The sequence below is a fragment of the Photobacterium sp. OFAV2-7 genome (assembly GCF_022347985.1).
Taxonomy (GTDB): Bacteria; Pseudomonadota; Gammaproteobacteria; order Enterobacterales; family Vibrionaceae; genus Photobacterium.
This window is the reverse complement of sequence record NZ_JAKRFQ010000242.1, coordinates 1-6,128: the sequence shown is the minus strand read 5'-3', so window position 1 is coordinate 6,128 and position 6,128 is coordinate 1. Positions and strand designations below refer to the sequence as shown.

Annotated in this window: 6 protein-coding genes; 4 read left to right on the top strand and 2 right to left on the bottom strand. The window is 52.1% G+C overall.

All coding sequences use genetic code 11. The annotated features are described in order from the left end of the window. Positions 1 to 207 (top strand): hypothetical protein (locus MHN01_RS13435; RefSeq protein ID WP_239411810.1); only part of this gene is annotated, 207 nt, incomplete at its 5' end. Between the two features lie 116 nt (positions 208 to 323). Here the strand turns inward: MHN01_RS13435 and MHN01_RS13430 are convergent. Continuing rightward, positions 324 to 623 (bottom strand): YebG family protein, encoded by a 300-nt coding sequence (locus MHN01_RS13430; RefSeq protein WP_075762681.1) that lies wholly within the window; start codon positions 621 to 623, stop codon positions 324 to 326. A gap of 83 nt (positions 624 to 706) precedes the next feature. Between MHN01_RS13430 and MHN01_RS13425 the strand changes: the two genes are divergently transcribed. Next, on the top strand, positions 707 to 1,393 hold the full coding sequence (locus MHN01_RS13425) for a DNA-3-methyladenine glycosylase I (protein WP_239411809.1): 687 nt from the start codon (positions 707 to 709) through the stop codon (positions 1,391 to 1,393). 20 nt (positions 1,394 to 1,413) lie between these two features. Here the strand turns inward: MHN01_RS13425 and MHN01_RS13420 are convergent, their stop codons facing one another. After that, a complete protein-coding gene (locus tag MHN01_RS13420) occupies positions 1,414 to 2,301 on the bottom strand; it encodes a LysR substrate-binding domain-containing protein (protein ID WP_239411808.1) in 888 nt (295 codons plus the stop codon). 144 nt (positions 2,302 to 2,445) lie between these two features. Between MHN01_RS13420 and MHN01_RS13415 the strand changes: the two genes are divergently transcribed. After that, on the top strand, positions 2,446 to 3,423 hold the full coding sequence (locus tag MHN01_RS13415; RefSeq protein ID WP_239411807.1) for a TDT family transporter: 978 nt from the start codon (positions 2,446 to 2,448) through the stop codon (positions 3,421 to 3,423). A gap of 144 nt (positions 3,424 to 3,567) precedes the next feature. Further along, a partial coding sequence (gene recC, locus MHN01_RS13410) for an exodeoxyribonuclease V subunit gamma (RefSeq protein WP_239411806.1) occupies positions 3,568 to 6,128 on the top strand: 2,561 nt, incomplete at its 3' end.

The following is a 6,128-nucleotide window of genomic DNA, read 5'->3' as shown; positions in this document are numbered from 1 at the left end:
ACAGGTGTTGGAAAGAAAGCCTCGATAATTTTACCGTCGCGGTTTTTAGTCGCGGTACCTAGGGCAAGTGAAAAGCTGGCCATTAGTGATCGTTCTCCATGTAAAAGTTTTGAGCTCTGCGCTGCAATGCAGGCAGATTGTATACGATTGGAAACCATCATAATGACAGTTGGCATGATATTGAAGGGGGGAGCGGATAATCAGTGAAAAATGACGTAATTCTTGCCAAAGCCGGGCTATTAACAGTGGTTAACTGGCTTTTTATGCATAAAAAAACCTCCAAAATGGAGGTTTATTCATGTAGAAGCCGCTGAAGGCAGAGATTAAGCTGCATCTTCCTGTGGCTGTTCGGCAACAGCTTCAGGTTTTGCTACTTTCTTCTTTGGTGCCGCTTTCTTTTTGGCCCCCAGTGCAATCAGTACTTCTTCACGCTTCTGTGCCAAGAACAGCGATAGCTCTTCTTGTTTGGCCTCATCTTCGAACAGTTCACTTTCGCCTAGCAAAGCAAACATCTCGTCAGCCATATCCAGCATCTTGTCGTATGCGTCGGCTTCGGACTTAGAGGTGAAAGTCATCTTTTCTTCTCCGTTGCGCTCAACCACATATTTGACGATAACAGCCATGGTCACCCTCTCCCGAAATTGATTTACTGGCTGTTTATACAGTAGCATAAAGGGCTATGTCCAGTGATAAGCGTGTTATTGTGATGGTGCGAGAAAAATTTACCCATATTTATGCCCGGGCAGCTGATAGAAAAGGTGGTGAGGCGGAGCTGGAAAGCTTGTTGGCCACCCCTCTAAGCGCGCAAGAGCTAAAGGAAATCCCAGATGACCGCTGGTTGGCAGCGTTCACCCAGAAGGTGTTTCAGTCCGGCATGAGCTGGAAAGTTGTCCGCAATAAGTGGCCAAACTTCGAAGAGGTTTTTTTCGGTTTTGATATCGAAAAAATGTTGCTGATGCCAACGGAGATGTGGGAGCGAAAAGCGACGGATCCGGCGATTATTCGCCACCTTGGAAAGGTTATGACAATTCCTGAAAATGCCCGCATGATCCATGATGCTGCGTTGGATCATTGCTCCTTTTCAGCAATGGTTGCCGATTGGCCTGCAGAAGACATTACCGGCTTATGGCGATACCTGAAGGCACACGGTAAGCGCCTTGGTGGCAATACCGGGCCGTATACATTGCGGATCATGGGTAAAGATACCTTTATTCTGAGCCATGATGTCGAAGCTTATCTGCGTAATATCGGGGTGATAGACGGTGGCCGCGATACCCGTAAATCGTTGCAGGCTACCCAGCAGGCCTTCAGTGAGTGGCAGCAGGAAAGTGGCCGTCCGTTGTGCCAGATCAGCCAGATCATTGCCTTTAGTCAGGGAGATAATCGTCTCTAAAGGCGATGACCCAGGGCCTTTTAATTCAGCGTCCAGCTCTGGCAGAAATCCAGGAACAGCTTGAGCAGCGGGCTCTGGTATTTTTCCCTGTGATAAAGTAGCCAGTATTGGCGGTGGGTATCGAGTGGCAAGTCGAGGATAGCCAGACGGTTATCCTTAACGGCATGCTCGACTGCCAGCCGTGACAGGCAGGTGATCCCAAGGCCTGCTGTTGCACAGTTAATGATGGCCTCGGTAGTGTTGAGCTCGAAGGCTTGCTGCCACTCCTCCAGCCTCGGTGCAATACGGTTGAGGAAAAACTCCCGTGTGCCCGATCCCGGTTCCCGTAAAATCCACTGTGAGTGTTCCAGATCCGACAAACTTAGATTGCCTATCTTGGTCAGGGGGTGATCAGGATGGCATGCTACCACCATTTCATCGTCCAGCCAGGGCTGAACCACCAGATCGGACTGCTGCACCTTGCCTTCGACCAGGCCGATATCGAGTTCGAATTCACTCAGCATGTGGCAGATTTGGGCGGTATTGGAAATAAACAGGGATTGATCATCGTGCTTGCTGTGGTGGCGAAAATCGCGGAGCAAAAAAGGGGTGATTTGATTGCCGACCGTATCGCTTGAGCCGATTTTTAGTTTTCCGCTAATCGGGCCGGCATGGTCAAACAGTAGCTCAATGTCATCGCTACGGGCCAGAAGTTCGTCGGCCAGGGGAAGCAGGCGCTTTCCCTGCTCGTTGATGATCAGGCGGTTGTTATTGCGATCAAAAAGCTTGTGTCCCAGGTGCTTCTCAAGCTCGGACAGTGCCATGCTGACTGCCGGTTTGGAAAGAAACAGTTTTTCGGCGGCCGCTGTGATGGTTCGCTCCTGGGCAACGGTGATGAAGACTCTGAGCTGTTTGAGTGCAATGTTCATTGTTACCCCTTTTTGTTCAGTGATTCTTAAAGCTAGTTTAAAAACATTCAAATATTCCAAACAACAAAGATTATATACACTCACAGGGTGTTCCGAAAAGAGTGTTTCTGCCGACAAGAAATGGCAGGAAACGGAGTGGGTAAGATGATTAAGGCAACGAAGAAAAAAGTCGCAGGTGCGCCGACCCCAATGGCAGGGCTGGCATTGGGTATCGGCAGTCTTGGATGGTGTTGGGAAAATGCTGCCGATCTTGATGGGAGCGGGCAGGTTGCTGGCGCGGCCATTGCCTCGATATTACTGCTGGTCCTAATAGCGAAGTTCGTTCTTCACCCTAAATTACTATGGCAAGATCTGACCCACCATGTGGTCGGTAGCGTGGTGCCAACTTTCGCAATGGCATTGATGGTGGTGTCAAAAGCGGTGGGCATGTATGCCCCTTATCTGGCTCAGGCACTGTGGTTATTTGCCGTGATACTGCATCTTATTTTTCTGGTGTTGTTTGTCTATCACCGTGCGGTTGAGTTCAAGCTTCATCACATGGTGCCAAGCTGGTTTGTGCCACCTATTGGCATTATTGTGGCGGATGTTGCGTTTCCCGGCGGTGCGCTGCGTCCTCTGGCCGAGGGATTGTTGGTCTTTGGTATGGGGGTGTACGCGGTAATGCTGCCGATCATGGTCTATCGTTTGATTTTTAGCCATGAGATCCCAGATGCAGCAAAACCGACGATTGCGATAATGGCCGCCCCTGCCAGCCTTTCTCTTACCGGTTACCTGACCGTGGAGCAAAACCCGTCACCGGTGATCATTGCGCTACTGGCTGGCATCGCGGTACTGATGACGTTTGTTATCTACGTCGCGTTTTTCCGGTTGCTGCGGCTCGATTTCAGCCCGGGCTATGCTGCCTTTACTTTCCCGATGGTTATCGGTGCAACAGCATTGTTCAAAACCGCAGCCTGGATGGCCGCTAACGGCGTAGCGGCCGAATATGTTAATCAGGTTTCCCTGCTCGCTACGGTTGAACTGTATGTATCAACGGCGGTTGTGTCCTATGTCGCACTCCGTTATTTAGCCTACTACCGCCCGATAACCAAACTGTTCAACCTGCAGCCGCAGGAGGGATAAAGAGCATTTAATCAATCTTTGATGTGAGTCGCTTGCCTGGATTGTTCGCCCTGGAAATGGCGGATAACCGGGCCTTTTTCGTTTGCAGCAAGTAGCCTATTGATGGACAATCGTTGTAATTTTCTCTGTCCGTGAGATATCTGCGTGTTTACTGTCTATCACTCTAACCAACTGGATTTGCTGAAATCCCTTCTGGTTGAACTTATTCGTCTCGATCCGCTGGACAACCCGTTTGAGCAGGAACAAATTCTGGTCCAGAGCCCGGGTATGTCACAGTGGTTGAAGCTTGAGCTGGCCAAGTCACTGGGAATTGCCGCCAACCTTGAATTTCCGCTGCCGGCAACCTTTATCTGGAATATGTTTACCGAGGTGCTGAGTGACGTCCCGCAGCGCAGTGCGTTCAATAAAGAAGCCATGACCTGGAAGCTGATGCAGGTACTGCCCAAGCAACTGGATAAACCTGAGTTCGAACCGCTGGCGCGCTATCTGAGCGATGACGAGCAATGGGTCAAGCACTATCAGCTGGCAGGAAAAATTGCAGATATCTTTGACCAGTATCTGGTGTACCGGCCGGAGTGGATACAGGACTGGGAAGCGGACCAAATCGACCCGAAGCTGACGGTCGAGCACCCATGGCAACCTTTGCTGTGGCAGGCCCTTTATGATCATACCCTGGCGCTCGGCCAGTCGCCGTATCACCGTGCCAACTTGTATGACAACTTTATCGAAACCCTAGAAGGGTATTTGCAAAGTGGTGCTCCCTTGCCGGAAGGGTTGCCGAAGCGACTGTTTGTCTTTGGTATCTCTGCGCTTCCGCCACGCTACCTCGATGCGCTGGCAGCCTTGGGTAAGCATATCGATGTCCACCTGATGTTTACCAACCCCTGCCGCCATTACTGGGGCGAAGTGCGGGATCGCAAGTATCTGGCCCGTCTGGCGGCCAAGCAGCGTCAGCAGTTGCAGTGGTGTGCCGATCACAGCGAACGGGGAGAGGTGGTGTCGCCGCTCAAAGGGGATATTGAAGACAATATTATCGACGATACCCATGAGGGGGCGGTGGGGAATACCCTGTTGGCCTCGCTGGGCAAGCTGGGGCGCGATAACCTGTATTTGCTGTCCGAGATGGAGGCATATGATGTCGAGGCGTTTGTTGATATCGAGCCGGATTCACTGCTGCACTCGATTCAGGCCGATATCCTGAATCTTGAAGACCGCGTCAATGATGAGCTTACCGAGTCAAGCCACCATAAACAGGCTGTCTTGCCGCATGATCGCTCTCTGACTGTCCATGCCTGCCATTCTCCGATGCGAGAAGTGGAGGTGCTGCATGACAACCTGCTGAGAATGCTGACTGATAACCCCTCACTGTCGCCGCGAGACATGGTGGTGATGGTGGCTGATATCAACAACTACAGCCCATATATTCAGGCAGTATTCGGCAATGCCCCCGGCGAGCGATATATTCCTTTCTCGATTTCTGACCGTAGTGCCGATCAGGAAAACCCGGTGCTGTTGGCTTTCTTGAGGCTATTGAGCTTGCCGGAGAGCCGTTGTCAGGCATCAGAACTGCTGGAGCTGTTGGAAGTACCGGCGGTGATGGCCAAATTTGGTTTTGACAGTGAGCGTTTTGAGCGGATCAAGCAATGGATTGAAGAAGTGGGGATCCGCTGGGGGCTGGACGGGGAAACTGCCAGTGAATTTCAGCTACCTCAGCAGCCGCAAAATACCTGGCTCTTTGGTTTGCAGCGCATGCTGCTCGGTTATGCAATGCCGCAGGGAGCCGGTTTGTACCATGGCGTGCTGGCATACGATGAAGTGCAGGGGATGGATGCCGAGCTGGCAGGGCAGCTTGGATTGTTCATTGAAACCCTGATGCATTACCGTCAGCAGCTAGCCCAGTCGCAACCTGTCGGGGCATGGATTGGCTGTCTGAACCAGTTGTTGGATGATTTTTTTGCCGTCGATACCGACGGTGAAATGGTATTGCGGATGATCCGCGACAAATTGCAGCAACTGGAGCAGCAGCTTGACGATGCCGGTTACCGAACAGATATCAGCCCGGCAGTCTTGAGGGGCTACCTAAATGACAAGTTGTCGGGCGAGCGTGTCAGCCAGCGATTCCTTGCTGGTCAGGTGAACTTCTGTACCTTGATGCCGATGCGTTCGATCCCGTTCAAGGTGGTCTGCCTGCTGGGAATGAATGACGGAGTCTATCCGCGCTCAATACCGCCGGAAGGGTTTGATTTGATGGCCGGTCGCGGTAAGTACGGCGATCGCTCCCGCCGTGATGATGACCGTTACCTTTTCCTCGAGGCTATTCAGTCGGCTCAGGAAACCTTGTATATCAGCTATGTGGGCCGATCTATTCAGGATAACAGCGAGAAAATGCCGTCGGTTCTGGTCAGTGAGCTGCTGGAGTATTGTCAGCAAGGTTATAGGCTTGAGGGCGACGAGGCACTGGCCGTCGATCAGTCTGCCGCCCGGCTTGAGCGATTCCTGTGTCATAGCCACCCGCTGGTTCCCTTTAGTCCGCAGGCATTTCAGGGAGAGGTGCCGAGCTTCGCCGCTGAGTGGTTGCCGGCGGCAAACCGCGAATCGATCACTGCTGAAGCATTTCAGGAACAGCCGTTGGAGGCCGAACCGTTGGAAGCCGGGATCGAGCCGGTTCTGGAGCTGGCCGAGCTGACCCGTTTCTGGCGGATGCC